The organism is Vibrio sp. 811 (assembly GCF_033339195.1).
The window spans coordinates 165,473-191,941 of the sequence record NZ_JAWOUB010000004.1; the positions used below are offsets into that span (position 1 = coordinate 165,473).

Here is a 26,469-nt window from a genome sequence, read left to right on the forward strand (position 1 = left end):
TATTGACTGGCTTTTTAGTTTGCTTCGTTTGACAGAAGTGAGTACTACTCCCCCATTGAACTAGAGGCTCGACGACGATCCGTTGCGCCATAAAGCTTGCCATCTTTTAGCTCAATTGCATTCAAACCGCTTACCACTGGAATAACGTGCACTGGGTAGCCAAGCTCCATAAACTCAGGCACCAACATTTCTGCGAACGTTTTCTTTTCCACCAGCAAACCAGTCGGGTCATAAGACTTGGTGCGGTCTATCTTAGTGCCATACTGGATGTTTGGTAAGTCAATAGCCTCTTGCGCTGATAAATTCCAATCCAGCACCCCAACCACGGTTTTGAGTACATACCCCGGGATTTGTGAACTACCTGGTGACCCAACCACCAAACGCAAATTATCATCACTGTCCATCACCATTAATGGCGTAATAGCCGAACGTGGACGCTTGCCCGCTTCAATTGAGTTTTGCGTAGGTTTACCGTTAAGCGTTGGCTGAGGTGAGAAGTTAGCCATCTGCGCGTTCAAGATAACGCCATCGACCATCACACCCGAGCCCATACCCGTTCCTACCGTACTAGTCATCGCTATTGCATTTCCATCTCTATCGACGATAGAAATGTGCCCTGTATCTTTGCTCTCGAAGCCTTGATATTGCGCATACTGAGTTTGCGTTATCTGTCCTGCTTTTGGATCCTCTTTTGAGGTGCCATTATCAGGGATTAAATCACGTCTCTGGTCCAAATAGGTTTTAGATAACAATTGTTCAACTGGCGCTTCCACATAATCCGGATCTCCGGCATACGCAATACGATCGGCTTTTGCAATTCGCATCGCTTCAGTCATGAGACGCCAAGGTTCCACATCCGTTTTCGCCATATGGGCAATGCCATAGGGTGCAAGCAGTTCAAGACTCTGAGCGACCATCACACCGCCCGAAGCTGGGTAACCAAAAGAGACTATTTTATTCCCACGGTAGTCGCTCTCAATAATGTCACGCTGCTTCACTTGGTAATGTTTAAAATCTTCTAAAGACAACTTCTCGTGTTGGTCGTTAATACGACTATTAACCGTCTCTACGATGTGCTGACCAAGCTCACCACCATAAAGGTAACTATCGCCTTGTTGCGCGATCTTCCTCAGCGTCTCAGCCATCTTAGGGTTCTTCATCAAGGTTCCCGTCGGCTTAATATCGTCCCCTTGCCAATACAAGGCTTTCACTTCCGGATCTTGCTCAAGTCGGCTTTGCTCTCTTACTACGATGTCGTAGGTGTAGCTGTTCATCGCGTACCCATTGCTCGCCAATGTAATCGCCGGCTTAATCAGCTCTGCCCATGGCAACTTGCCGTATTGTTCATGAGTGGTGTAAAGCAACCGCAACGTGCCTGGAACCGCAACAGAACGAGGGCCTAATATTTCGTTGCGACTGAGTACTTCCCCATTCTCAACAAACATTTCAGGGTTCGCGCTAGAGGGCGCTTCATCTCGACCATCAAGGGCCAGAAATTTTTTCTCGTCATGTTGATAAAACAGCGCGAAAGTCCCGCCGCCAATTCCGGTCATATCTGGCTCAACGACAGACATCACCATCTGCATCGCGACCATAGCATCAACAGCGTTACCGCCTTCTTTCAATATTGAGTAACCGGTACTGCTCACGTAAGGATTCGTCGCACTGACCATGAAATCTTGCCCGCGACTATCTGGTGTAACTGGGAATGGGTCTGGCTTTGCTGCATAGCTTGTCGATGCAACAATGCTTAAAGAAAAAATCAGAATACGCATGTGTCTCTGTTTAGACTCCTATTATGTGATGGGGTCTAACGTGGACCAAGTCATTACTCCGAAGTTCGTGAAGATGGTGTCTTTTTACACAACGCTGACTGGAATCGCGCTATCAATAGATGAATGATATTGGTGCTATTTAAACGACTGAGAAAAGCTATATTTTGCTTGTTTGAGTATCTAAAAATCATCACCAGAATAGATGCAAAAGATGCTCTGAAAAATAAAAAGCCAGCGATATGATTTCGCTGGCTTGATGTGTTTCTACAAGAGTTAGCCTTTCCACTCATACAACGCTGGTATACGAATTTGCTCACCTTGGAACTCAACAATCACAGCTTGCGGTTGTATTTCTCTTAGAGTGACCTGATCATCAACGACATCCCCTTGATGATACTCAACATTGTTAATTTTCACCCAACGGCGATTTTCATCACTAGCGTACATATGGGTTTGCAAATTAAGCGCAGGTAGACGCCCTTGCCACTGGTGAGCGTTGCGCTCTAAATCGTTCACGCGTGCCGTTTGTGATGAAGAGTTGTCATCATCTCGGGATAAGGCATTTTCGACCTTCCTAGCTAAATCAGGAGATAATGAGGATAAATCCAGATCATCCAAAGACAACCCGAGGTCCTCTTCAGCAGGAGAAGTCGTTTGGGTTGATGCTGAGTTGCGTGTTTCATCTCTGCTTGGTGTATGGCTCGTGTATTCATCGGGGGTGGTAAATGTACCAAAATCACGCGATAGCTCTGCACTTGGCCACTCTCTTGGCAATTGGGCCAACTGGGTGTTCTCTGGATAGTCTAATACTTTGAAAGGTGATACCACTTCGACCTTTTCTATCGGGGACGTTGTATCTACTTCAACACTCGGTGCAAAGAGATCTAAGTACCAAGCGACTCCAATAGCAGAAGCAGTGATTGGCAGCAAGAACAGACCTATATGTTTCACAGCTGACATTATGCGTCCTCCTTCTCTATTCTCGCCAGTTGAGGCGCATCTGGCTGAACATTTTGCTGAAGTCGGTCTAGCGTTCGCTTACCTGCAATACCATCGACACCAATTCCTTGCCAGCGTTGAAATAACTCGACTCGCTCTTTCATCGCACCATCAAAAATAGACGTTTCAAGCAGTGGCTCACTCACCGCTTCTGCTAATAATCGGTCTAATACTTCAATCGCAGGGCCTTCCATGTCTAAACGTAATGTTTCATTCAGCGGAGCATGCCACAGTTCGATAATATTGCCCTGCCACAACGGCTTTAACCATGAAATTGGCAGACGGAGACGCTGCTTACCATTGAGCACTTCAGCTTGGTCATTACCGACGGCATATAGAATGACATACCCAACATCACCTTGATAATTCAACTCCAAGATCACAGGGCGATTTTGTTGCATCAACAGCGGCCAAGTCGCCATTTTACGCTCACAACGCATAGTCGACTGCGGTTCTGACAAACAAAGGTTATCGCGAACCGATGCTTGATACCCCCACAAACGATACAAATCATTTACAGCGAGGTTCGACTGTTTTTGTGTTAACAATAAAGCACGCTGCTCATCCGTTAACTGTTGGCTGACGACGGTTGGTGTTGGCTCTACTCTTGGCTCCGTCACTTGTGTCAACACTGACGTCGCTTGAGCTGGCATATAATTCACGACCGCCCACCCCGTACTTAATGCAGCAATAAGGCCTACCGTGACAGAGCCCCAAGCAGGCCAACGGAAAGTCCGGCGCTCTTTTTTATCTTGCTGATAAATATCTGCCTGAAGCTGCATCACCTCTTCACAGGCCTGCTGAACGGTTTGCTTATCCACCACCACATTACCCTGGTGATAACTAATGTTGAGGGATTTGTCACAGATAAGGTTGATGAGCCGCGGTATACCGTGACTGTATTTGGCTATAAGTTTACAAGAAGCACGATTAAACAGTTGCTGGTCGCCACCTGCTGTATGTAGTCGAAATGCGATGTAATCTTCTGTCTCTTTTTCATCCAACGGCAACAGGTGATAACGCCCGGTAATACGCTGGGCAAGTTGGCGTAGTTGTGTTGTTTGTAATAACCGCTGCAATTCAGGCTGCCCGACCAACAACACTTTGAGCAGTTTTCTGGTATCGGTTTCCAAGTTAGTCAACAAGCGCAACTGCTCTAAAACGTCGGCAGCAAGGTGTTGAGCCTCATCAATGACCAGCAATGTCTGCCAGCCTGAACGATAATTACGCAGCAAATATTGATGGATAACCTGGTTTAGCTGTTTGAGGTTTGCGTCTGGCGGATAGGTGATTTTGAACTCATCACAAATGGCTTCGAGCAAGTCTCTACTCGAAAACGTGGGATTGAGAATAAGACCCGCTTTGGTGTTATCACCCAAATTCGCCAGCATCGCTTTTGCGACGGTCGTTTTGCCTGTACCTACTTCGCCAGTAAGCATAGCAAAGCCACCGCCATCGCCTAGCCCAGCTTGGAGATGTGTGATTGCCTCTTTGTGACGTTGGCTTAAATACAAATAACGTGAGTTTGGAACAATCGAAAATGGTTGTTCGACAAACCCAAAAAAGTCCTTATACATTAGGCTCTCCAGCTAAAAAACCACCTGAGAATAGTCAGATATAATATAAACATAGCCGCATCTACTCTCGGGAGTAAAGAAAAGTACCATTGCTTGCTACAATGTCCAACGGCATATCCATAAATTAAGAGGTAATTCGTGCAAGTTTATTTAGTAGGTGGCGCAGTTCGAGATAAATTGCTCGGAATTGATAATTATGACAATGATTGGGTGGTCGTAGGCGCGACGCCTGAGATGATGTTGTCCCAAGGGTACACCGCCGTTGGTAAAGACTTTCCTGTATTTCTGCATCCCAAAAGTAAAGAAGAACATGCCCTTGCACGAACAGAGAGAAAGTCAGGTTCTGGTTACACTGGTTTTGAATGTTTCTTCGATCAAAACGTCACCTTAGAAGAAGATTTGATACGTCGTGATTTAACCATTAACGCGATGGCAATGGAGAGTGATGGCACGATCCATGACCCATATGGTGGCCAGCAAGATCTCAACGATAAACTGCTACGCCATGTATCAGACGCCTTTATTGAAGACCCTCTACGCGTTTTACGTGTCGCTCGCTTCGCTGCAAAGCTTGCTGATCTAAACTTTACGGTTGCCGACGAAACTATGCGGTTAATGCGTCACATGGCAGAGTCCGGAGAGCTGAGCACACTGACTCCCGAGCGTGTTTGGCAAGAATGGCATAAATCTCTCTCTACTCCTCGCCCTGATATTTTCTTATCGGTTCTACGAGACTGTGGTGCATTAACCGTGGTGTTACCTGAAATTGATGCACTATTTGGCGTACCTCAACCTGAGAAGTGGCATCCAGAAATCGATACTGGCATCCATACTTTGATGGTGGCAGAGCAAGCCGCAAAATTGAGTAACTCACTCCCCGTCAGGTTTGCCGCCCAAGTGCATGACTTGGGTAAAGGCGTGACGCCAGAGAGCGAATGGCCAAGCCACAAAATGCATTGCCATACAGGATTAAAACTGATCAAAAAGCTGTGCGAACGTGTCCGGGTACCAAATGAGTTTCGTGATTTAGCCTTGATGGTGTGCGAACAGCATTCCAATATTCATCGCGCGGCTGAACTTAAACCACAAACCATAATTAAAATACTCAATAAGCTTGATGTGTGGCGTAAGTCCGAACGTCTGCAAGATATCTTGCTTTGCTGTCAAGCGGATCATGCTGGTCGTAAAGGACTGGAAACGCAACCATATCCACAGGCGGATATTTTTAGGCAAGCCTACCAAGCAGCAGCGGCAGTTGACGTTCAAATCATAATCAAAGAGGGCTTTAAAGGCCCTGCGATTCGTGACGAGCAAGAAAAACGACGTATTGAAGCAGTGAAAGCAGCACTTAAGAAGTAACGAACAAACAAAAACGCCCGCGGATTTCGCGGGCGTTTTTCGTTAGCATCAATTATGCACTTAATAGAAAAGCGAACAAACCGACGCCCAAAATCAGACGGTAAATCACAAACGGTGTCATGCCCATGCGTGAAATCATCTTCAAGAAGAAGTGGATACAGATGTACGCACTAATAAACGATGTGATAATGCCAGTAAGTAAGAAACCAACATGGACAGGTTCACCACTGGTCACTAACTTCATGCCTAAGTAGCTACCAGCTAATGTAATGATTGGGATCGACATTAAAAATGAAAAGCGGGCAGCCGCTTCTCGAGTAAAGCCAAGGTAAAGCGCTGCTGTAATGGTCGCCCCTGAACGTGAAGTTCCAGGAATCATCGCTAAGGCTTGGGCAATACCGATAAATACAGCTTTCTTCCAACCCGTTTGGTATTCATCGGCAACGAGTTCAGCGTTTTTGTCTACCCACCATAGCAACAAGCCAAATACGATCGTGGTAGTCGCGATGACGTAAGCGCTACGTAGATACACTTCAATGATGTCTTTCATCAATAGGCCGAACACACAAGCTGGAATCGTCGCAATCACGATCATCCAAGCCAATTTAGCTTCTTTACTGCGATCTCCTTTAAAGATCGAAGCAAATAACGCTTGAAACAAAGTGATTACTTCATGACGAAAATAGATCACGACAGCCATTAATGTACCGACGTGAACAGCAACATCAAAGGCCAGACCTTGGTCTTCCCATCCTAAAATAGCGGAAGGCAGGATCAAATGGGCAGAGCTTGAGATAGGCAAAAACTCTGTCAGCCCCTGAATCAGAGCCAAAATAAAGGCTTCAAAATAACTCATGTAAACAACTCAAATTAAAAATGAAAGGAAACGGGTTTGAGCGAATCGACTGGCTGCATAGCATGCCAAATGTCTGCGACTGTGCGTCCATCGCCTGGGATAACTAATTGCGGTTCGAGATCATACAGTGGCTTTGTGACAAAAGGATATTTGTAGATATCACTGCGAGGTAGCTCAGGTTTTTTCTTGGAGACGCGCTCACCGAACAACACTATATCGAGATCCAGTGTTCGATCCTGATACTTTTGCGCGTTTTCTTCGCGTCCCCACTTAAATTCAATCTCGCGTAGTTGATGGCTCAACTCTTCTAATGACAACTCGGTACGCATTGCAACGACAAAGTTGTAGAAATTCTTGCTGCTAAAACCAATAGGTTCGCATTCATATATCGGTGATACGAGGAGATTTTCTCCAAGCCGTTGCAGCTCCTGATACGCAGCAAGCACATGTTGCTCTCTTTCTACGTTCGTCCCAACACCGATATAAGTGGTGATCATGCTCGGCCTCGCTCAATCACCACACCAACAGCACGTGTTTGCGGCACGGCGCCAGGCTTCGCTAGGCGGATTTTCACCCAAGGCACAGAGAAACGCTGCATGATAAGCTCTGCTACTTCTTCAGCCACGCGCTCGACCAGTAAGAAACGACCATTTTCAATGTGGTTAAGTACCGCCTCACTCACCTGCGAATAATCCAGTGCATCTTGCACATCATCACTTTTGCCCGCAGGTTTATTATCGTGTGCCATTTCAATATCTAGAACCAACTTTTGTTTGATTTGTTGTTCCCAGTCGTACACGCCAATGGTGGTGATTACTTCTAACTGTTCAATAAAAACTTTATCCAGAGCCATCTTATGTCCTTCTATTACAGAGGTCGGATACCCGTGAGGGGTAATTTGATCGTAGTATTCTATACCTAAGTAACATTTACTTTGGTCATCACAATGTTACTTAGGTATAAACTGCGAAAGCATCTTTATATACAAGAAATCACATAATGCAAGCTCTATCACAGTGAGGATTTCTGCATTATGTAAATTCGGGGTATGATAGCAACTACGCGGGAACCGAGCATTAAATTCCAATCCATCAAGGACTTCTATGGACGCACTGGCACTGATAATGACAATGGCCGCCTATTTATTAGGTTCGGTTTCCAGTGCGGTTTTGATCTGTCGACTCTTAAAACTGCCAGACCCACGCAGTGTGGGATCTAACAATCCTGGAGCAACGAACGTATTGCGTATTGGCGGACGAGGAGCCGCTGTTTCAGTCTTGTTGTGCGATATGCTCAAAGGCACTATCCCCGTGTGGGGCGGATACTTTCTTGGTATCGACCCTATCATTCTTGGCGTCATCGCCATTGCTGCCTGTCTTGGCCACATGTACCCCATCTTTTTCCACTTTAAAGGCGGAAAAGGTGTCGCAACCGCGCTTGGCGCTATCGCTCCGATTGGTTTGGACTTAACAGGATTGGTAATGTTAACTTGGCTGTCAGTAGCCGCGCTATTCCGCTATTCATCCTTAGCGGCTCTCGTCACGGTTTTGGTCACTCCGTTTTATACTTGGATGTTTAAACCGCAATACACGTTACCTGTTGCTATGCTGTGCTGCTTAATCGTATTTAAGCATCATCAAAATATTCGTCGGCTTTTGTCTGGCGACGAGCCAAAAATCGGCGAGAAAAAACTGACACAAAAAAACTCGGCTTAATGCCGAGTTTTTCGTTTAAAGAAGGATGTATTGGTTACGCATGAACTCGATTCAGGAAGCTCAACAACATCTGGTTGACAAACTCAGGTTGCTCTAAACAACTGATGTGTCCCGCTTGAGGAATCTCCACCAACTCACTGCCTGTGATACAGTCTTTCATTAAATAAGATTCAAAAACTGGACGGGGTTTATCTTCACAGCCCACTGCAATTAACGTCGGCAGAGCAAATTTTTCCGAATCCTCAATCACATCCCGGCGACCAAACACCATGCGCCCTATGCGAGCTACTTCCACCGCACGCTCACCATTCAGGTCTTCTAAACTGCGTTTGAATGAAGCGACAAGTTTAGGGTTATCCTGATTGACGTTGTTGGCAAAGAACAGCGGCACAACGGCTTCAATAATTGGCGCAGGCACTGCTTGGACTTGGCTGATGGTATCAAGCATTGCAAAATACTTCTTATACGTAACTTCTGGCTCCCAGCCAATGAAGGTATCCATCAATACCAGTGACTTAACACGTTGCGGCGCTTGAGCCGTTAGCTCTGCTCCCCACATGCCGCCAACAGATAAGCCCACTATCGAGAACTCTTCGATATCTAAATGATCCATCAATGCCAACATATGTTGTGCATAGTCGGCCAATGACTGTGTCGATGCAGGTGCAGCGTCCGATTCACCATGTGCCCAAAGATCTGGCACAATACAACGGAATGACTGGCTTAAAACCTCAACTTGCGGCGCCCACATTTGGCTATCCCAAAGGTAACTATGACCAAATAAAAGCACAGGGCCCTTACCTTTATCTAGATAAGCAAGTTGCTGACCTTCAATTTCAAACTTATTCATTGTTATATCCATTTCTTATTCTTCCACGTCATCCTAGCACTGAAACAATAGCGAACTGATCGCATCAGTCAGAATGTAAAACGAGGCGGTTCATTGAATAATTAAAAATAAAGGCCTCTGAGGAGCAGAGACCTTTATTACACAGAACCGGTTTCAAACCTACCGCATAAATTTGATTAAGCGACAGGTGTTAGTTGATCAATTGGCCAACGTGGACGAGCCTCTACTGACATATCAGCCACTTCGCCATTCTTCAAGCGCTGCATGCCTGCGTAAGCGATCATCGCACCGTTATCTGTACAGAACTCAGTACGTGGGTAGTAAACTTCGCCGCCAACTTTCTTCGCTAACTTCTCTAACTCAGCTCGCAAACGACGGTTAGCACTCACACCACCAGCAATAACAATGCGTTTCATGCCTGTTTGCTCAAGCGCGCGCTTACATTTAATAGCCAACGTAGCACACACAGCCTCTTCAAATGCCAATGCGATGTCCGCGCGAGTTTGCTCGTCATCACCGTTTGCAGCAATCGTGTTAGCCGTAAAGGTTTTTAGACCAGAGAAACTCATGTCCAAACCTGGCACATTCGTCATTGGACGCGGGAACTTAAAGCGGCCCGGTGTACCTTTTTCCGCCAGTTTAGATAATAGTGGACCGCCTGGGTAATCCAAACCCATTAGCTTCGCTGTTTTATCAAACGCTTCGCCCGCCGCATCATCAATCGACTCACCTAGAATTTTGTACTCACCGATGCCTCTCACCTCCACCATCATAGAGTGACCGCCCGATACTAATACCGCCACAAACGGGAACGGTGGAGGGTTATCTTCCAACATTGGGGCCAATAGGTGACCTTCCATATGATGAACAGGTACCGCTGGCACTCCCCAAGCATAAGCAATACTGCGACCGATAGTCGCACCCACTAATAGCGCCCCAACAAGACCAGGCCCCGCGGTATACGCGACACCATCGATGTCTTTTGAAGTTAAGTTCGCTTCTTTTAGTGCCTCTTTAATAAGAGGAATGGTTTTCTTTACGTGGTCACGTGAAGCCAACTCAGGCACCACACCGCCGTAATCTGCGTGCAGTTTTACTTGGCTGTATAGCTTGTGTGACAAGAGACCGTTTTCATCGTCATAAATTGCGATGCCAGTCTCGTCACAAGAGGTTTCAATACCAATAATGCGCATGGTTTTCTCAGTATGCTTTCTGTATAGAGGAAATTTGGGCGTCATATTACCTCGCCTTGGTGCTGCAAACAAATTTTGTACAGACAATAATCGACAAAAGGCTTTACAAAGTAGTTGTGATCGGATTAAAATTCCGCACCATTTTTGATCAAGCTGGTAAGAGACCTAACAATTGTGATTTGGTCTGTTGAATACCAGCGTTAACGAATAACCCCTGAGGTGAAAGGCATATGCCAGTAGTTAAAGTACGTGAAAACGAACCGTTCGACGTTGCTCTACGTCGTTTTAAGCGCTCTTGCGAAAAAGCAGGTATCCTTTCTGAAGTGCGTCGTCGTGAGCACTACGAAAAACCAACTACAGTTCGCAAACGCGCTAAAGCAGCAGCTCAAAAGCGTCACGCTAAGAAGCTAGCTCGCGAAAACGCTCGTCGCGTTCGCCTGTACTAATAACTGAGCTCCAAAAGGAATTTAGTTATGGCTCTGATTGATCAACTCAAAGAAGAGCAAAAATTAGCGATGAAAGCCAAGGACAAATTGCGCCTTGGTACTATTCGTTTAGCCCTATCAGCAATCAAGCAACGTGAAGTTGACGAACAGATTACTCTGAACGATGACGACATTCTTGCAGTATTGACCAAGATGGTTAAACAACGTCGCGACTCTGTAGCGCAGTTTGAAGCAGCGGGTCGTCAAGATCTTGCTGATGCGGAACAAGCAGAAATTACCGTTCTTGAGGACTTTATGCCTCAACCACTGACAGACGAAGAAGTAGCGGCTCTCATCGAGAACGCGATTGCTGAATCTGGCGCAGCTGGCATGCAAGACATGGGCAAAGTAATGGGCGTTCTGAAACCGCAAATTCAAGGGCGTGCAGATATGGGTAAAGTAAGCGGTTTAGTTCGCGCTAAATTGGCTTAAGGTACCCCACCCAATTGCAGCAAGCCGTGCTATCCTTTGGAGCGCACGGCTTGTTTGTATCTGGATGGATGGAATGAAATCAATGGGCAATACGCTCATTCTTTTAAGGCATTCACTCCACTCATCATCTTCTTTTTTTGTTAGGTTTTATGGCTGGACACATCCCTCGCAGTTTTATCGATGACCTTCTAGCTCGACTTGATATTGTCGATATCATCGACGCACGTGTGAAACTTAAGAAAAAAGGCAAAAACTACGGCGCATGCTGCCCTTTCCACAACGAAAAGACACCCTCATTCAGTGTCAGTCAAGAAAAGCAGTTCTACCATTGTTTTGGTTGTGGCGCGCATGGAAATGCCATCGATTTTTTGATGGAGTTCGACCGACTAGAATTCGTCGAAGCCATTGAAGAACTCGCTTCATACTTGGGTTTAGATGTTCCTCGCGAACAACGTAGCGGCGGTAATGGTTCGTTTCAATCAGGCCCACAAGCAAGCAGCAGTGAAAAACGTAACCTATACGACTTAATGGGCAGCATTGCTCAATTTTATCGTAACCAACTCAAACAGCCAGCAAGTAAGGTGGCGATTGAGTATCTAAAAGATCGCGGCCTGTCTGGTGAAATCGTCCAGAAGTTTGGCATCGGCTATGTGGCTGATGAATGGGATTTAGTTCGTAAGAACTTTGGCCAGAATAAAGAAAACCAAGACATGCTCGTCACTGGCGGCATGTTGATTGAAAACGATAAAGGCAACCGCTACGACCGATTCCGTGGTCGAGTGATGTTTCCTATTCGAGACAGACGCGGCCGAGTAATAGGCTTTGGTGGTCGAGTATTAGGTGATGGGACACCAAAATATCTCAACTCACCCGAAACCCCGATATTTCATAAAGGTAAAGAGTTGTATGGCCTTTATGAAGTACTACAAGCGTACCGTGAGCCACCACAAATTTTAGTGGTTGAAGGCTATATGGATGTTGTCGCGCTTGCTCAATATGGCGTAGATTATTCCGTTGCCTCATTGGGAACCTCGACAACGGGCGATCACTTGCAAGTGTTATTCAGGCAAACAAGCACCGTCGTGTGTTGTTATGACGGTGACCGCGCAGGCCGTGAAGCAGCGTGGCGTGCCATGGAAAATGCATTGCCTTACCTAACGGATGGTCGCCAGTTAAAATTCATGTTTTTGCCGGATGGAGAAGATCCCGACTCTTATATCCGACAAAACGGAAAACAAGCATTTGAGCAGCAAGTGTCTAATGCGATGCCCTTGTCTGAATTCATGTTCAGCTCATTGACTCAGCAGGTCGATATGAGCACGAAAGAAGGCATGGCAAAACTGAGTACTCTTGCGGTTCCTCTCATTGATAAAGTCCCTGGCGGCACTTTAAGACTATACTTGAGAGAATTGCTTGGCCGCCGTTTGGGTTTGGTTGATGAACGCCAACTACAGCAGCTAATTTCAAAACAAGGTAAAGAGGATAAAAGGCCTCAACCTCATAAAGAAATCAAGCGAACGCCGATGCGAGAAGTGATCGCGTTACTGATTCAAAACCCACAATACGTAAGTATGGTGCCAGATCTAACCAGCGTTAGAGATTTGCCCATTCCTGGTCTAAGTTTATTTGTTGATGTACTTGATAAATGCCAAGCGCATCCCCATATCAACACAGGCCAATTATTAGAGCATTGGCGAAACAGCCAAAATGAGACCCTTCTGTCTCGTCTCGCGAGTTGGGACATTCCACTCGATGAGGACAACCAAGAAGAAATCTTTTTAGACTCACTGGATAAAATTATTGCCCAGTGCGTAGAAAAACAAATTGAAAACCTGCAGGCCAAAGCAAGAAGTGTCGGTTTATCAGCCGAAGAGAAAAGGGAGCTGCTAGCACTTATGCTAGATTTAAAAGCGTAACCCTGTTTAATTAGTCAGCAACGATTTAATTTGTTATAGTAAGTGGTTTGCATTTCGCATACTGATTCCTTCACCAGATTACGAAGTTGGATACCGTCTATGGATCACAATCCGCAGTCACAGCTAAAGTCACTTGTTATTAAAGGCAAGGAACAAGGCTATCTGACCTACGCCGAAGTAAATGACCACCTACCTGCTGAAATCGTAGATTCAGAACAGGTAGAAGACATCATTCAGATGATCAACGACATGGGCATTAAGGTAGTAGAAACTGCTCCTGATGCTGATGATTTAGCACTGAACGATGACACAAATATTACCGATGAAGATGCAGCCGAAGCTGCAGCCGCTGCACTTTCTAGCGTAGAGAGTGAGATTGGTCGTACAACAGACCCAGTACGTATGTACATGCGTGAGATGGGTACTGTCGAACTTCTAACTCGCGAAGGCGAAATCGACATCGCAAAACGTATTGAAGAAGGTATTAACCAAGTTCAATCGTCTGTTGCTGAATACCCAGGCACAATTCCGTACATTCTTGAGCAATTTGACAAAGTTCAAGCTGAAGAACTACGTCTTACAGACCTAATTTCAGGTTTTGTAGATCCAGATGCTGACGACACCGCTGCACCAACGGCAACACACATCGGTTCTGAACTGACTGAATCTCAGTTAGAAGAAGAAGACGATGAAGACGTTGATGACGACGAAGATAGCGATGACGATTCAGATGATTCTGAAGAAGATGTAGGTATCGATCCTGAATTAGCGCTAGAGAAATTCAACCAACTACGCAGCACCTATCAAAATCTTCAATTAGCAATCAACGAATACGGCTATAACAGCCCGAAAGCAACCGTTGCTAATGAAATGATGCTAGACGTATTCCGCGAGTTTCGTCTAACGCCTAAACAGTTTGATCACCTAGTGAATGAACTGCGTACTGCTATGGATCGCGTTCGTACACAAGAGCGTCTGATCATGAAGTCAGTGGTTGAATACGGCAAAATGCCGAAGAAATCATTCATCGCGCTGTTCACTGGTAATGAATCAAGTGAAGCTTGGCTGGATGAAGTTCTTGCTTCAGACAAGCCATACGCTGAAAAGATCAAACGTAACGAAGAAGAAATCCGTCGTTCAATCGCTAAGCTAAAAATGATTGAAGAAGAGACTTCTCTAAACGTACAGAACATTAAAGACATCAGCCGTCGTATGTCTATCGGTGAAGCAAAAGCTCGCCGTGCGAAGAAAGAGATGGTTGAAGCGAACTTGCGTCTTGTAATTTCTATCGCGAAGAAATACACCAACCGTGGCCTACAGTTCTTGGATCTGATCCAGGAAGGTAACATCGGTCTGATGAAAGCGGTAGATAAGTTCGAATATCGTCGTGGTTACAAGTTCTCGACTTACGCAACGTGGTGGATCCGTCAGGCAATCACTCGTTCAATCGCGGACCAAGCACGTACGATTCGTATCCCGGTACACATGATCGAAACGATCAACAAGCTAAACCGTATTTCTCGTCAAATGTTGCAAGAGATGGGTCGCGAGCCACTACCGGAAGAACTGGCAGAGCGCATGCAAATGCCAGAAGACAAGATTCGTAAAGTTCTAAAAATCGCTAAAGAGCCTATCTCAATGGAGACACCAATCGGTGACGACGAAGATTCGCATCTAGGTGATTTTATCGAAGATACAACGCTAGAACTTCCGCTAGATTCTGCAACAGCAACTAGCCTTAAAGTGGCAACAAAAGACGTGCTTGCAGGTCTAACGCCACGTGAAGCGAAAGTACTTCGTATGCGCTTTGGTATCGACATGAACACTGACCATACTCTAGAAGAAGTTGGTAAGCAGTTCGACGTTACTCGTGAGCGTATCCGTCAGATCGAAGCAAAAGCACTACGTAAACTTCGTCACCCAAGCCGCTCAGAGACTCTGCGCAGCTTCCTAGACGAATAATCGCAGCGCATACAAGCTTTTAGAAATCAAAAAAGGTGACTTTAGGTCACCTTTTTTATTATCTACTGTTCTAAGTGGATAAAAACTAAGCGCAATTGCCCTAGTTGGTATCTAGACACCTTGCAACGCTTCCCCTATAATCGTTGTCCTATTAAGGCCCCTTAGCTCAGTGGTTAGAGCAGTCGACTCATAATCGATTGGTCCGCAGTTCAAGTCTGCGAGGGGCCACCATATTCTAGAAGGCGTAGCAGGTTAGTATCTGCTACGCTTTTTTTGTACCTAGTGATTTTGGGTGTAGTTGTGGGTGTAGTTAGGAAGTTGCTTAGCTCACAATTTTGGACGCTTTGCTGAGCTTGCCAACATTTTTCCATCACGAGCAGAACAGAAAATTCGATAAGATAATAAAAAAGCGCCCCCTTATGTGAAAAGGGGGCGCTTTTTTATTATCTGCCTATTTTACTCAATTCCGTGTTTACGATCATACCAAATAGCTAACAAAGGCAAACCGATTGTACCAACGGTAACTAGAGCTAAAAATAAAAGTTGAGCTAAAGTCATACCCGTTACATCCAAAACTTGTACTAACATATTGAAACCCGCCCTAATGTTCTTGTGGTTATATTTTAACCTAAAAATACAAAACTTGATAATGTGCTTACCGGCCAAGATAGATAACTGTAATCTCTTCTCGCTCATGCCCTAACTCTCTACTAATAATAAGGCGAGCTTCTTTATCTGCACTTTTTTGTTCTCTACTCAGTTCTCTGCTAGTTAAACCACCCGCTTTAGGTGCATTCATTCCTGTCAGTTCTATGTATCGCTGTTGAGCATATTGATGGCGTAGACCATGGTTCTTGCATAACCCAACCTTCCTACAAGTATTTTCGTAGTGCTTTAGCTGTTGAATGTACTTTTTGCTTGCGGGAATCAGAGAGCCTCTTGGGGCAATAGCTATAGCTCGTTCTAACACCTGCTTTTGATATTCGTTTCTGATTGGTACCTCTCGCGCCTTGCCACCTTTAGTCCAAGAGCCCATTAAATGAATTCTATCTGCTTTAATCGCTATACTGGGGTTAAACTTCAAAGCTTCTTCCCGCCTCAGACCGAATGCAGATTGTAGCTCTAACGCTATTTTTATATATGGGTCTGAGATTGCGTTAAACTTTACTTCATCAAGCTCTTTCGCCTTGTTGGTACTATTGTCACTGAAAACTCTCTTTCCTATCCCCAACTCTTCATTGGACTTGGGTAACAAATGCTCACGTCCAGTCTTTTCGAATACCCAACGAATATGTGCCATTCGGTTTTTTATAGTTCCAACGCTTAAGCCTTGACTTTGCCAATGCTCAACCAAAAATTTTACGTGCTTTAACTTAAGTGTATGTGGAGTTAAGTGCCTGTACCCTCCTCTCTTTAATTGTTTTTCGATTTGGATGAGGATGTTTTTACGTGCAGCTTGAGATGCATAACTCCCATCAATGTTGCGCTTCATTAACAAAACTAGGCCGTGTCGTAAGTTTGGTTTGCTCATGACTCTTACTCCTAAATAAATAAGAGCCATATAGCTCATATGGCTCTATCTACTTGAAAAAATGATGGAGAAAACGTAATCAAACCACGTGAACCTGATGGTTAGTGATAAGCCCAATTCAAACTTATGGTTAGTAAGATGAATGCCTCAGAGGCGATTAGGGCAAGAGTGATGGTTTGTGTATCGATAGTTACGAATGTCGTACATGATCTACTTGAAGAAGTGTGAGCATCTACGAGAAGAGCATTGTGACGTCACAATGCTGGTTACGTTTCTTTCTCCTATTGAACATTTATGATTTATGAAGAGTCTTTATAGCGACGGCTACTTTTTTATTTACGTGATGAGGCTACCAAGCCGTCACTTGGCTGTCACCAAGTGACCCCGCTTAAAAGAAATAACGAGAATATAGAAAAAATAAGGTGATGCGCTCGCGGTATACCTCCTGTCACTACCTATTTCACAGCTAGTGACAGGAGGGCTTCAATGTGCGTTCTTTATGCTGTTTAGCAGTGGTTCTTTGATACCATCAATACATAGGACAGCTTCTTGCAAAGACGATTCAAGGCGTGGATCAAAGTAACCATACTGAACGAATATCTGACGTTTGATGTCATCTGGAGATTTCAAGTAATTGATTATATTTTCATCTGTAAGCTTAAATGGTGGCTCTTGGATTAACATGGCCGTAATTGCTTTAGCCATGACGGCGCGATGCTGTAAATCCAAACTTGTAATAGCATCTCTAAACATACCTTCTATATCTTCCATGTAGCGCTTCCAAATAAATTCGTCCATCTGCACCATACATACACCTTTACGTTGTTTTGTTCGCACTGCGAACATTTCACTCCTCTGCTAATCTTAAGTAGAAAGCGTAACCTATTACGTGACAAATGCATAAATCTGGCAGATTGAATATGGAATATAAAAAAAGCCCTACGCTCATCTCAATCTTTGGGAGCATTTTCATTTCATTGCTTAAAGTTATTGTTTGTGTTTTGGAAGCTTCAAGTAAAAGCTCAAACATCGACCGCGAACATATTAGCTATGATGATGGTATTTCAGACAACACCTACTTTGATGACATCGGGTGTGAATTCGAGCGGGATTTAGAGGGTAAGTTGAGGAATAGGATTACAGAAAAACGCCATAGAGATAATTCAGATTGGTAGCTGGTAAAAAGTGACTCAACGTTTACTGTACATTAAGTCACTTCATTCTAATTATAGGCTTCAGTCAAATGTATTTGTTTGATGATAAGAGAAAGACCATAACCAATCGCCAGCTTCCGCTTCATCTAAAGGCACAGGCTCTTGGTTTAAGCCAAAGATCATCAATTTACTGCTTCTTCCATCTACACTATGAACCAGTTTAAGGTCAACAAGCTCAACTTTCCCATTAAATCTGCAAACGTAGTAAGAGCCTTCATTTGTAGGTTGGCTCATAAACCAAGGTGAGCGTTCTGGCCCTACTGCGCTAAAGCAATGGATATTCCTAGCAAAGTTAAATACCGCCTCAACGAGCTCCGGTTTACTAAATTCAGACGTAATCTCTACATCATGGGCAAGTTGAAATGGGGATATGCTCCAACCATAGAGATTAAAGCTATCAACAAAAAAATCGATTAAGTTATCAGCATTATCTCTTAAGGCATCCATGTAATCATCTAGATAGAATCCAGGCCCACCAAACAATGAAAGGTCCACATATCTAAATACTTTAACCCCCATAACTGACTTAGCCCAATCTAAAGCGGTGCTAAGATTCAAAAACTGCTTTGTGTCCTTACCGTAATCCACTATTACACAATCAATGTCTTCTATCACAGAACAGAGAGCATTATCATGATTTAGCGGAGTCATGGGAGATAAGTACTCCTCATAATAACCAAACAACACGTTTCTCATGTCAACATGACAAGACATAGCTATACTTGTTTGGTTGCAATATTTAACTGATGCAGAATCAAACTGCTTGCTCCAATTACGCTTAGTACTATTCATATTTCCTTCCTTCTTGATGAATGAGAAGCGAACAGCTCCTCAATGTCAGAAAGAATGTTAAAGCCGACAAAGTTAAAAATTTTTTTTAAGCTAACGATTACTGCATTTATCCCAACAAGTGGAATTAACATTCGCAGTGCGAACAAAAGCGAGGCCTATAGCCTCGCGTACATAAATTTAATCTTTAAAAGTCTGTTCTTGCTCTACTAGCCAGTCAACAAAGTCTCGCTCACGCCACCCCAAACAACGTCCGTTGATTTGAATTGGTTTGGGAAAACATTTGTCTTTGGCCCACCAACGCCAGATCGTCCTCGGACTGCGACCTAGTGAATCTGAAACTTCTTTAAGGGACATAATTCGATCTCTTGCCATGAGCATCCTCCTTTCTCATTTGATGACTGAACCAGTATCTTTGATAAAAAGAGGCATAACGGTTTTAAGAGGTCGATTGGTTGAAATGATTAGATGGGGAGACACAACGTTCGCAATGCGAACGTTGTAAATGTAGTTTGTCTCAATGTACTTCACTTACTCCACTTCAAGTGGGGTAAGTGAAGGACAGTTATGAACATACAGCTTCAGAAGTTTGGACGCTATCTGTTGGGAAACAAATACAGTTTGTAGCCATCTTTGTAACGTGTTGCAATTTTTCCCTCATCAGCTAGCCTTTGTAGAGCTCTACCGACATGAGCAGCATAGTTACATGGTATACCTAAGATCTGGCTAATTTGGCCTGGTGCAAGCCATTCAGTCTGGCTTCGATTATCATCAGCCTCCATTGATATTCGCTCCTGAAGCATTTTATACCAACGCCCTTTATCCAAATATTTATCAGATACCGTATCAACTAGAGCCTGCTCGTCCATTGACAGTACCCAAGGCTCACCAGCTTCATACATGTGCTTGACCTCCAACCAAAACTGCCGCAATGACTCGGGCTCTTCTTGGCGAAGGCTGCCAGTTCCGTTGTATTGCCACCCGAGAATCCGATTCACAGTAGTCATATCAATGGGTTCATTTAGTTCAATCACACCAAACCGAGTATTACCCGTTCTGTCCTTTAAGAAGTCTTGGCCGTTTACCGTCGCTATCAAAAGCGTTTGCCTCGGTTTTTTAAGGTCGGTACGCGCATAGGGCAACCTGATTGTGTCTGCCTCTTGGGATATAAATGCTTTCAGCTGACCTTGACTGTGCTTTGTTGAAGACTCCAGTTCACCGAGTTCAACAATCCATGACTTAATAATAGGTAACACGCTATCTTTGCAGCGGGGATCTAATGCCCGACCTCCAAGAAATGCCCCTTGTACGATGTCACCTATTCTTGATAAGAAAGCGGTTTTTCTAAAAGACTGCTTACTCTGAAGCACCGGAACTAACTTACTGCTAAACCGAGGCTCGTATAGCGCCGCAATACAACCTACAAGCCACCTCCGCATAATTAGCTCCGTAACTTCAGGTCTCTTAGAACGGATGCACCCAATAACTTTCTTCACTCGTTCGACGCCATCCCATTCAGAGTCAGCCAGATGCAAAACAATAGGGTGATATGAACGCTCCTTTGCCAAAACATGTAGATGATCACCAATTGCTGCTTTTGGTACATCGAATCTTGCACAGTCGCTTATCAGCTTACTCATTAACACCTCATATTCCATAACCTTACCGTTATGGAGCACTTCTATCTCAGTGTTCATCGCATTTAAGTAAGGGACGTATCCTTTGTGATCTAACAGTACCCTCAGGTTGTCATCTGTATTGAGAATAAGCTTCTTAAACCCTTCTTTTTTCTTGTCTGGAAAATCGAGTTGAGACTCGCTCGGCTGACTTTTATCACTTGCTGCTGTCACTTTTCCCCCCTTGACTCTCCATCCAGTTATCTAGCTCAGACTCTCGCCACCCAAGGCAGCGTCCATTGATCAGAATGGGTTTCGGAAATGTTTTCTCTTTTGCCCACCATCGCCAAATAGTTTTGGGAGTTCGCCCTAAGGCTTCTGATACCTCTTTTAATGGGATTATTCGATTTCGTGTCATTACCTGTCTCCTTATCTCATTTGAGGGCAGGAGTTAGTATCTTTGAAAAAAAAGGAGGAAACGATTTTAGGAAATCGATTGCTTTAATTAATTTAAAAGGTCAAGAGGTAAGAACCAAGGATGAATACTTAGATTATAAGATCCCATCCAAGGTAAAAAATAAAGTAAAGAGTTGAAGAAGTTAATTAAAACCAAATCTAAATTTTTCCATCTTCTATAATCAACTCTAAACAACCAAGACTGACTGGTTTAGAGAAATAAAATCCTTGATATCGGCAAAAACCAATACTATTCAAAATCTTAAGTTGATCATACCTTTCAACACCTTCTACAACGACATCAATATTTAACTCCATTGACAATCTATTTATATTTATTAAAGTTGTATTCGCTCTTTTGTCAAAATCTATATCATCAATTAATGATTTATCTACCTTAATCTCATCAAACTTAATTTTATTTAAAAGAAACAAAGAAGAAAAACCAGAGCCAAAGTCATCCATAGATAGTCTAACGCCCATTCTTTTAATGTTAAATATATTGTTTTTTATAAAATCAAGCCTATCAATCTCTGCACTCTCTGTAATTTCAACTTTTAAAAGATTGACAGGAAAATCATAGATATCAATTAATCTTTTCAAATAAAGTGAATAATTATTATTTTTTAAATCTTCTATAGAAGCATTTATAGATAAAGAAATGTTATTTTTTACACATAAGTCTCTTGATTCTTTTATTGAATTATGCAGGACATTTTCTCCAAATTTTTTCATTAGCCCATACTGCTCAAGTTTCTTAATAAACACATCTGGTCTAACATCTCCCAAATATGGGGATGTCCATCTAGAAAGAGCTTCTATTCCGATAACAACTCCTTCTCCACTAAATTGGGGTTGATATCTTAAGTAAAACTCTTCATTACGAAAAGCTCCCTTCAAATAAAAGTAATAACTATACCTACTATAAATAAAGTAAAAAAAACAAACCAAAAAAAGAAACAAAGCCCCTACTAAAACAACTAAGCTTATACTTAAATCCCCCACAATGAAAATAACAAAATCGTGAGGAAAATCAGTGAAATACCGATATGACTCATTAAAATAAAACAAGTTAAATAAAAAGCAGTTAAACCAAGATAAATTGCAACTGCTATTAAAGGGATATTTATTACTATTAGATATATTTTTTAGGATTATGTTGTTTTTATAATCTATTGGTACATATTTTTTAAATAATCCATCATAAGACAATACCAATGAAATAAATGAAAAAACCTCATCATCATTAAAAACAGGAGCTCTAATAGGAATTACCTTCTCCCCAAATTTCTCACTATAATACGCATCCCCAAGTAAAATATTTTTATCATGATATGTGAGATAAAAAGAGTTCTTAGTATTAATATCTTCAAATAGATTAAAACTAGAAATAGAATAAAACTTAGACAAGTTATTAATTACATCACCATTTTTAGATATAGTAACTAAATCTAATAAAATTTTATCATCATATATAACGTTCCTTATTTTTTCTTTTAATTTTGAATTTTCAATATTAACTTTAAAATTCCTAGAAAAATAACCTAGAAGACTAAAATACTCATTAATTTTATAACTTAAAGCATTAGCAATATCCCTGCTAACAACCTTTTCACTTTCTAAATTACTAATATAAAAACCTAAATTAAATGTTATTATACAAGATAAGGAAAACATAATAACACTTTCTTTGAAGTTAAACTTTATTGAACTCATTTTCACTCTCTACAAAAGAGTTAAAACCTAAAATCCAAAAGATATGATAGCAATTGCATATTTCCAATTTTGGTTAGATGGAAAAACAACTACAAATCCACAAGGAAGCTTAAAGGTCGACTTAACATCATATTGCTAAAATACTAATAACATTATTGTCACTATGGTTATTAGTCAACAATATAAAGCTATCATTGAGAAGCACATCACCAATATAAGAAAAACCTAATACAAATCATTTTTTTGGCTTACACGTGTAAGTCAAAAATGATAACATCACATTTCCTTGCAACTTTACAGCATAAGTATGCAATTATGGACATGCTTAGATTAAAAAAAATTCAATAACGTGCTTTGATGGAAGGTGATTGAAATAAATGAGTACAAAAACAAAACTTACGCTTGTATCAATTTTACCAGGAGTGATCCTATTCTTAGTGATGTTCACATTCGCACTAGGAGATATGAATGAAATAAGAGAACGGGAAAGTTTAACAATAGCGGAATCTGTAACCAATGGTGACTTTAAAAACTATTCTAAAAAAGAGTTGTTCTTAGAACTAAAAAATATTGGTGATAATGTACAACACGATGTTATAACTAATTCTATAATCGAGATGCTAGCTTTACTTATCTTGTTAGTTGGTTCCTCTTGGATTCTTGTTAATAGGACAATTAAAGGAATAAACTTTATTGTTGAGCAAGCAGAGATAATGAGTAACATAGAAACTCCAATTTCTTATAGAATTGCTCAAGACAAATCAAAGGAGTTCAACTCTCTGGTAAAAGATTTAAACCTTATGCTAGATAGAACAGAAAAGACTATAATTGGCATTAAAGATATAGCTTTTATACTTGACTCAATGTCAAGGGAATTAAATTCAACAGCTAGTGATAACAAAGAAAACTCAATTCTACTACTTTCAACTATGGATAATGTTGCAACTGCCATGACAGAGCTTCAAAGCTCAGCTGTGGAAATTGCATCGAATGTTCAAAACGCTCATAACCATGTATCACACGTTAATAGTGAAGGACAAAACTTAACATTATTCATTCAAGAAATAAACGCTCGCTTACAAGAGTTAGATGATACAACTTCCACGAGCAAAAATAATGTCATAGAATTAAGTCAAAGAGTAAACAGTATAAATAGTATTGTTCAAACAATTCAAGGAATAGCAGAACAAACTAACTTACTCGCTCTTAATGCAGCGATAGAAGCAGCAAGAGCTGGTGAACACGGCCGTGGCTTTGCGGTTGTAGCCGATGAGGTTAGAGAACTGGCGAGTAAAACGCAAACAAGTACAAAAGAAATAGCATTAATGATAGAAAATCTACATGATAGTGCTCAAGAGTCTGTTAATTCTATGAATATGAGTAGCTCTGTAGTTAATGACTTGACTAAATCAATCAATAATACGAGTGCAAGGTTATTGGATTTATTTTCAAGTCTTGCATCTGTAAATGAAATGAATGCTCAGATTGCAGCTGCCAGCGAAGAGCAAACATTAGTCATAGATGAGATCAGTAGAAATACCGAAGAAGCAAAGCTAATGGCAGAAATTACGAATAATTCATCAAACTCTACAGAAATACAATCTAAAAAGCTTACCGAGAAATCTATAGAATTAGAGAACTTAGTTGCATAATAATTACTATAAAGAATAGTTATATAAATCAAAATATTTTCTATAGTATCAACTAAAAAGGGAATGATAATTAATATTATATATTCCCTTTTAAATTCAATATAAATATAAAATTTAAATATTATTTATAGAGCCTTATCATTCACTTGATCTGACCGTAAACTATTACTCATTGTATAGATATAAATAACTTAATTAATAATGATCTGACCATTAACAATGGTTAATAATACCAGGATATAAATTAACATAAATCACGAATATGATATTCACAGTGCGAACGTCAAGCCCACTTTATCAAAGACTAACCACGTTTGAACCCGTTTCTTCAAATCTAGATAATTTACTTTCCCACAAACCCAAAGCATGCCGCTTCTCAGCCAAATATTCGTATCTATCGTAATGTTTTGAGCTCACATCATTGAGCGCATGGTTTTGCAGCCTATCTCTCAATGCCTTACTTATGCCAAGCTCTCCCATCAGGGTTTTACATGTGCGGCGTAAATCTCTAGGGATAAAATGCTCAAAGTGAGGGTGATCATCTCTATAACGAGCAATGGTTTGGCTCAATGAATCTAAGCGAACGTGGTCATTTTCGTCTTTATAATGAGGGAAGATAAAGGGACTGGTTGACTCTCTTTCTCTTAACCTCCTTAAGAGCGACATAGCTGAGTCAGTTAGAGGAACCAAGTGGCTACGCTTGTTTTTCGAAAGATCTGGTGTGATAAGCAAGGTTCGTTCATCCCAGTTGATTGCTGTCCATTTTGATGCTGCAATCTCATAAGGCCTCTGCCCTCCAGTATGAATACAAAGAAGAATAAGACATCGCATCATTTCTGAGGCTCGAACCCCTTCAATGTCAAACTCAATGTCTTGCATAAACTGGTGTAGTTCTGTGAACGTTAGATAGCGCTCTCCCACTCGTTCTGCGTCTTTTTGTTTTGGTATAGAGGATACTGGGTTAAAAGCGAGACCAAACTTAGCGTCTCTCAAGTAATTCGCAGGGTCATTATCATGTGAAAGGCCGTAGTTAAATGCGGCATGAAGGTAGCTTCTGACCCGATTGCTCTGTGTTGCAGCACCACGTTGTATCATGTGAGCGAGAATCGTAACAATGTCAGCAGTAGTTACATCGCAAGCTTTCGTTTCTCTAGAAATAAATGGATAAACCTCCTTCTCCAGCGAGCGATAAACATTTTGATAAGTTCTTTTCCCCTCTTTTTTCATCTGGTTCACGTAACTTTGAAACAATAGCTCTATGCTACCCTTACGTTCTTCTTCACGTCGGGTGGCTTCACGCTTTTTCTCTGCGTTGGCTAATTCAAATTTAGGATCGAGTCCCTGCTTAAGCATTAAGCCCAGTTTGTGCGCCTCTTTCCGTGCATCAACAAGGCTCAGCGCCGGAAATCGACCTAACTGAATAAAGAGACGCTTGCTCTGACGGTAGTAACGGAAGACAAAACCTTTATTGCCACTGGTGAAAACCTTTACTCCCAGACGCCCAGAGCCTTTTGTTCTGTCATCATCCCAAACATAGTAAGCACTACTTTTCGGCTTGAGCCCCACAATCTCTTTTTGCGTAATTGCCATGGCATATCCTTTGTTGCGCAACTACACCCAGTGCTAAATTGGGTGTAGTTGTGGGTGTAGTTAGGAAGTCGCTTAATGACAGTTTGTGAGATAACATGCGATAAGGCAAGTCTATCAACCGCTTAAAATTCAATGATTTTGACAAGTTGTGAGATAATTCGAGATTCCATGAAACGAGATATTTTACGACTCATAATCGATTGGTCCGCAGTTCAAGTCTGCGAGGGGCCACCATTCAAATCAAGCACTTCGCTTACCCTTCTTTGAATGTTGCCTTTTATTCCGTCCCGAGGTACAAAATCAGTACAGTACGCATTCGGGAGTACTCACATGGCAACTTTAGTTAAAACCTCTTCTGGTACCTGGAAAGCCGTTATTCGAAAAACTGGCTGGCCGACGACGTCTAAAACTTTTCGTCTCAAACGCGATGCAGAGGATTGGGCAAGACGTACCGAAGATGAAATTGTACGTGGCGTCTACATCAAACGTTCCTCGTCTGAACGCCTCACCATTGAAGAAGCATTAAAACGCTACCTGGCAGAAATCTCACCTACCAAACGACCGGCGACCGCTGCCTGTGACGCGAGACATTCCAAACCGCTCATCAAAGCCCTGGGAAAATACTCCCTGGCCGCCTGACGCCCGAAATCATTGCCAAGTATCGAGACGACCGGTTAGCTGGCCTGGATCGTTGCGACGCCAGAGGTAACCCGGCCCCTAAGCCACGCTCACCTAACACCGTACGCATTGACCTGACCCTGCTCAGTCACCTGTACAACATTGCGA

General features: G+C 42.4%; 26 protein-coding genes and 1 tRNA gene. 10 read left to right on the plus strand and 17 right to left on the minus strand.

The genetic code is table 11. From position 1 onward, the window contains the following. Positions 1–44: 44 nt before the first annotated feature. The 3 genes from ggt to R7Q46_RS09250 form a co-directional block, all read right to left on the minus strand. Complete coding sequence (ggt, locus tag R7Q46_RS09240; RefSeq protein WP_167415009.1) at positions 45–1,775, minus strand: gamma-glutamyltransferase; 1,731 nt, start codon at positions 1,773–1,775, stop codon at positions 45–47. A 273-nt stretch (positions 1,776–2,048) separates the two neighbouring features. Next, positions 2,049–2,735 carry a general secretion pathway protein GspB gene (locus tag R7Q46_RS09245; RefSeq protein WP_017820253.1) on the minus strand — a complete coding sequence of 229 codons (687 nt, stop codon included), beginning with the start codon at positions 2,733–2,735 and terminating at the stop codon, positions 2,049–2,051. Next, positions 2,735–4,351: an ExeA family protein gene (locus R7Q46_RS09250; RefSeq protein ID WP_318077452.1), complete on the minus strand. Its 1,617-nt coding sequence runs from the start codon at positions 4,349–4,351 to the stop codon at positions 2,735–2,737. The genes R7Q46_RS09245 and R7Q46_RS09250 overlap by 1 nt, the downstream gene beginning before the upstream one ends. A 138-nt stretch (positions 4,352–4,489) precedes the next feature. On the opposite strand from R7Q46_RS09250, the gene R7Q46_RS09255 reads away from it, so the two are divergent. Beyond that, positions 4,490–5,710 carry a multifunctional CCA addition/repair protein gene (locus R7Q46_RS09255; RefSeq protein WP_154204852.1) on the plus strand — a complete coding sequence of 407 codons (1,221 nt, stop codon included), beginning with the start codon at positions 4,490–4,492 and terminating at the stop codon, positions 5,708–5,710. Positions 5,711–5,762: 52 nt separating this feature from the next. Here the strand turns inward: R7Q46_RS09255 and R7Q46_RS09260 are convergent, their stop codons facing one another. The 3 genes from R7Q46_RS09260 to folB are packed head-to-tail and all read right to left on the minus strand — an operon-like array spanning position 5,763 to position 7,419. After that, positions 5,763–6,566 (minus strand): undecaprenyl-diphosphate phosphatase, encoded by an 804-nt coding sequence (locus tag R7Q46_RS09260; protein ID WP_137281697.1) that lies wholly within the window; start codon positions 6,564–6,566, stop codon positions 5,763–5,765. Positions 6,567–6,580: 14 nt separating this feature from the next. After that, the gene (gene folK, locus R7Q46_RS09265; RefSeq protein WP_005387457.1) at positions 6,581–7,063 is read right to left on the minus strand and encodes a 2-amino-4-hydroxy-6-hydroxymethyldihydropteridine diphosphokinase; all 483 of its coding nucleotides are present in this window, start codon (positions 7,061–7,063) and stop codon (positions 6,581–6,583) included. Beyond that, positions 7,060–7,419 carry a bifunctional dihydroneopterin aldolase/7,8-dihydroneopterin epimerase gene (gene folB, locus R7Q46_RS09270; RefSeq protein WP_086046518.1) on the minus strand — a complete coding sequence of 120 codons (360 nt, stop codon included), beginning with the start codon at positions 7,417–7,419 and terminating at the stop codon, positions 7,060–7,062. The genes folK and folB overlap by 4 nt, the downstream gene beginning before the upstream one ends. 250 nt (positions 7,420–7,669) lie before the next feature. Between folB and plsY the strand changes: the two genes are divergently transcribed. Continuing rightward, positions 7,670–8,281, plus strand: a complete 612-nt coding sequence (plsY, locus tag R7Q46_RS09275; RefSeq protein ID WP_005379857.1) for a glycerol-3-phosphate 1-O-acyltransferase PlsY — start codon at positions 7,670–7,672, stop codon at positions 8,279–8,281. A gap of 34 nt (positions 8,282–8,315) precedes the next feature. Here the strand turns inward: plsY and R7Q46_RS09280 are convergent, their stop codons facing one another. Together R7Q46_RS09280 and tsaD are read right to left on the minus strand one after the other, a co-directional pair. Continuing rightward, positions 8,316–9,131, minus strand: a complete 816-nt coding sequence (locus R7Q46_RS09280; protein WP_203346674.1) for an alpha/beta fold hydrolase — start codon at positions 9,129–9,131, stop codon at positions 8,316–8,318. Between the two features lie 176 nt (positions 9,132–9,307). Continuing rightward, a complete protein-coding gene (tsaD, locus tag R7Q46_RS09285; RefSeq protein ID WP_005379854.1) occupies positions 9,308–10,324 on the minus strand; it encodes a tRNA (adenosine(37)-N6)-threonylcarbamoyltransferase complex transferase subunit TsaD in 1,017 nt (338 codons plus the stop codon). A 230-nt stretch (positions 10,325–10,554) separates the two neighbouring features. Between tsaD and rpsU the strand changes: the two genes are divergently transcribed. From rpsU to R7Q46_RS09310, 5 genes are all read left to right on the plus strand, one after another. After that, positions 10,555–10,770: a 30S ribosomal protein S21 gene (gene rpsU, locus R7Q46_RS09290; RefSeq protein ID WP_001145625.1), complete on the plus strand. Its 216-nt coding sequence runs from the start codon at positions 10,555–10,557 to the stop codon at positions 10,768–10,770. A gap of 27 nt (positions 10,771–10,797) precedes the next feature. After that, positions 10,798–11,241: a GatB/YqeY domain-containing protein gene (locus R7Q46_RS09295; RefSeq protein WP_005379720.1), complete on the plus strand. Its 444-nt coding sequence runs from the start codon at positions 10,798–10,800 to the stop codon at positions 11,239–11,241. 149 nt (positions 11,242–11,390) lie between these two features. Beyond that, the gene (gene dnaG, locus R7Q46_RS09300; protein ID WP_005379719.1) at positions 11,391–13,157 is read left to right on the plus strand and encodes a DNA primase; all 1,767 of its coding nucleotides are present in this window, start codon (positions 11,391–11,393) and stop codon (positions 13,155–13,157) included. Positions 13,158–13,256: 99 nt separating this feature from the next. Further along, positions 13,257–15,119 (plus strand): RNA polymerase sigma factor RpoD, encoded by a 1,863-nt coding sequence (gene rpoD / locus R7Q46_RS09305; protein WP_005395986.1) that lies wholly within the window; start codon positions 13,257–13,259, stop codon positions 15,117–15,119. A gap of 155 nt (positions 15,120–15,274) precedes the next feature. Further along, positions 15,275–15,350, plus strand: a tRNA-Ile gene (locus R7Q46_RS09310). Between the two features lie 225 nt (positions 15,351–15,575). On the opposite strand, the gene R7Q46_RS09315 is transcribed toward R7Q46_RS09310, so the two are convergent. From R7Q46_RS09315 to R7Q46_RS09325, 3 genes are all read right to left on the minus strand, one after another. Then, the gene (locus R7Q46_RS09315) at positions 15,576–15,707 is read right to left on the minus strand and encodes a hypothetical protein (protein ID WP_318077453.1); all 132 of its coding nucleotides are present in this window, start codon (positions 15,705–15,707) and stop codon (positions 15,576–15,578) included. A gap of 67 nt (positions 15,708–15,774) precedes the next feature. Next, complete coding sequence (locus R7Q46_RS09320) at positions 15,775–16,650, minus strand: phage integrase N-terminal domain-containing protein (RefSeq protein WP_029839152.1); 876 nt, start codon at positions 16,648–16,650, stop codon at positions 15,775–15,777. A gap of 483 nt (positions 16,651–17,133) precedes the next feature. After that, a complete protein-coding gene (locus R7Q46_RS09325) occupies positions 17,134–17,421 on the minus strand; it encodes a hypothetical protein (protein WP_318077454.1) in 288 nt (95 codons plus the stop codon). Between the two features lie 149 nt (positions 17,422–17,570). On the opposite strand from R7Q46_RS09325, the gene R7Q46_RS09330 reads away from it, so the two are divergent. Then, positions 17,571–17,825 carry a hypothetical protein gene (locus R7Q46_RS09330; protein ID WP_029839156.1) on the plus strand — a complete coding sequence of 85 codons (255 nt, stop codon included), beginning with the start codon at positions 17,571–17,573 and terminating at the stop codon, positions 17,823–17,825. Between the two features lie 60 nt (positions 17,826–17,885). Here R7Q46_RS09330 and R7Q46_RS09335 read toward each other — a convergent pair whose 3' ends face one another. From R7Q46_RS09335 to R7Q46_RS09355, 5 genes are all read right to left on the minus strand, one after another. Continuing rightward, positions 17,886–18,656 carry a hypothetical protein gene (locus tag R7Q46_RS09335; protein WP_318077455.1) on the minus strand — a complete coding sequence of 257 codons (771 nt, stop codon included), beginning with the start codon at positions 18,654–18,656 and terminating at the stop codon, positions 17,886–17,888. Between the two features lie 177 nt (positions 18,657–18,833). Further along, complete coding sequence (locus R7Q46_RS09340; RefSeq protein ID WP_017634405.1) at positions 18,834–19,028, minus strand: helix-turn-helix transcriptional regulator; 195 nt, start codon at positions 19,026–19,028, stop codon at positions 18,834–18,836. A 221-nt stretch (positions 19,029–19,249) separates the two neighbouring features. After that, the gene (locus R7Q46_RS09345) at positions 19,250–20,503 is read right to left on the minus strand and encodes a VapE domain-containing protein (RefSeq protein WP_318077456.1); all 1,254 of its coding nucleotides are present in this window, start codon (positions 20,501–20,503) and stop codon (positions 19,250–19,252) included. Then, positions 20,487–20,687, minus strand: a complete 201-nt coding sequence (locus tag R7Q46_RS09350; protein ID WP_318077457.1) for a helix-turn-helix transcriptional regulator — start codon at positions 20,685–20,687, stop codon at positions 20,487–20,489. The genes R7Q46_RS09345 and R7Q46_RS09350 overlap by 17 nt, the downstream gene beginning before the upstream one ends. 197 nt (positions 20,688–20,884) lie before the next feature. Continuing rightward, complete coding sequence (locus tag R7Q46_RS09355) at positions 20,885–22,441, minus strand: EAL domain-containing protein (RefSeq protein WP_318077458.1); 1,557 nt, start codon at positions 22,439–22,441, stop codon at positions 20,885–20,887. 377 nt (positions 22,442–22,818) lie between these two features. Here R7Q46_RS09355 and R7Q46_RS09360 point away from each other — a divergent pair, with 377 nt between their 5' ends. Continuing rightward, the gene (locus tag R7Q46_RS09360) at positions 22,819–24,093 is read left to right on the plus strand and encodes a methyl-accepting chemotaxis protein (protein WP_318077459.1); all 1,275 of its coding nucleotides are present in this window, start codon (positions 22,819–22,821) and stop codon (positions 24,091–24,093) included. A gap of 297 nt (positions 24,094–24,390) precedes the next feature. On the opposite strand, the gene R7Q46_RS09365 is transcribed toward R7Q46_RS09360, so the two are convergent. Continuing rightward, positions 24,391–25,683: a tyrosine-type recombinase/integrase gene (locus tag R7Q46_RS09365; protein ID WP_318077460.1), complete on the minus strand. Its 1,293-nt coding sequence runs from the start codon at positions 25,681–25,683 to the stop codon at positions 24,391–24,393. Between the two features lie 330 nt (positions 25,684–26,013). On the opposite strand from R7Q46_RS09365, the gene R7Q46_RS09370 reads away from it, so the two are divergent. Further along, a complete protein-coding gene (locus tag R7Q46_RS09370; protein WP_236716964.1) occupies positions 26,014–26,322 on the plus strand; it encodes a hypothetical protein in 309 nt (102 codons plus the stop codon). Positions 26,323–26,469: the final 147 nt, after the last annotated feature.

Excerpts from the sequence above, each read along its gene's own strand:
- ggt (WP_167415009.1), bottom strand. The coding sequence starts at position 1,775 with ATGCGTATTCTGATTTTTTCTTTAAGCATTGTTGCATCGACAAGCTAT.
- R7Q46_RS09245 (WP_017820253.1), bottom strand. The coding sequence starts at position 2,735 with ATGTCAGCTGTGAAACATATAGGTCTGTTCTTGCTGCCAATCACTGCT.
- R7Q46_RS09250 (WP_318077452.1), bottom strand. The coding sequence starts at position 4,351 with ATGTATAAGGACTTTTTTGGGTTTGTCGAACAACCATTTTCGATTGTT.
- R7Q46_RS09260 (WP_137281697.1), bottom strand. The coding sequence starts at position 6,566 with ATGAGTTATTTTGAAGCCTTTATTTTGGCTCTGATTCAGGGGCTGACA.
- folK (WP_005387457.1), bottom strand. The coding sequence starts at position 7,063 with ATGATCACCACTTATATCGGTGTTGGGACGAACGTAGAAAGAGAGCAA.
- folB (WP_086046518.1), bottom strand. The coding sequence starts at position 7,419 with ATGGCTCTGGATAAAGTTTTTATTGAACAGTTAGAAGTAATCACCACC.
- plsY (WP_005379857.1), top strand. The coding sequence starts at position 7,670 with ATGGACGCACTGGCACTGATAATGACAATGGCCGCCTATTTATTAGGT.
- R7Q46_RS09280 (WP_203346674.1), bottom strand. The coding sequence starts at position 9,131 with ATGAATAAGTTTGAAATTGAAGGTCAGCAACTTGCTTATCTAGATAAA.
- tsaD (WP_005379854.1), bottom strand. The coding sequence starts at position 10,324 with ATGCGCATTATTGGTATTGAAACCTCTTGTGACGAGACTGGCATCGCA.
- rpsU (WP_001145625.1), top strand. The coding sequence starts at position 10,555 with ATGCCAGTAGTTAAAGTACGTGAAAACGAACCGTTCGACGTTGCTCTA.
- R7Q46_RS09295 (WP_005379720.1), top strand. The coding sequence starts at position 10,798 with ATGGCTCTGATTGATCAACTCAAAGAAGAGCAAAAATTAGCGATGAAA.
- dnaG (WP_005379719.1), top strand. The coding sequence starts at position 11,391 with ATGGCTGGACACATCCCTCGCAGTTTTATCGATGACCTTCTAGCTCGA.
- rpoD (WP_005395986.1), top strand. The coding sequence starts at position 13,257 with ATGGATCACAATCCGCAGTCACAGCTAAAGTCACTTGTTATTAAAGGC.
- R7Q46_RS09315 (WP_318077453.1), bottom strand. The coding sequence starts at position 15,707 with ATGTTAGTACAAGTTTTGGATGTAACGGGTATGACTTTAGCTCAACTT.
- R7Q46_RS09320 (WP_029839152.1), bottom strand. The coding sequence starts at position 16,650 with ATGAGCAAACCAAACTTACGACACGGCCTAGTTTTGTTAATGAAGCGC.
- R7Q46_RS09325 (WP_318077454.1), bottom strand. The coding sequence starts at position 17,421 with ATGGAAGATATAGAAGGTATGTTTAGAGATGCTATTACAAGTTTGGAT.
- R7Q46_RS09330 (WP_029839156.1), top strand. The coding sequence starts at position 17,571 with ATGGAATATAAAAAAAGCCCTACGCTCATCTCAATCTTTGGGAGCATT.
- R7Q46_RS09335 (WP_318077455.1), bottom strand. The coding sequence starts at position 18,656 with ATGAATAGTACTAAGCGTAATTGGAGCAAGCAGTTTGATTCTGCATCA.
- R7Q46_RS09340 (WP_017634405.1), bottom strand. The coding sequence starts at position 19,028 with ATGGCAAGAGATCGAATTATGTCCCTTAAAGAAGTTTCAGATTCACTA.
- R7Q46_RS09350 (WP_318077457.1), bottom strand. The coding sequence starts at position 20,687 with ATGACACGAAATCGAATAATCCCATTAAAAGAGGTATCAGAAGCCTTA.
- R7Q46_RS09355 (WP_318077458.1), bottom strand. The coding sequence starts at position 22,441 with ATGAGTTCAATAAAGTTTAACTTCAAAGAAAGTGTTATTATGTTTTCC.
- R7Q46_RS09360 (WP_318077459.1), top strand. The coding sequence starts at position 22,819 with ATGAGTACAAAAACAAAACTTACGCTTGTATCAATTTTACCAGGAGTG.
- R7Q46_RS09365 (WP_318077460.1), bottom strand. The coding sequence starts at position 25,683 with ATGGCAATTACGCAAAAAGAGATTGTGGGGCTCAAGCCGAAAAGTAGT.
- R7Q46_RS09370 (WP_236716964.1), top strand. The coding sequence starts at position 26,014 with ATGGCAACTTTAGTTAAAACCTCTTCTGGTACCTGGAAAGCCGTTATT.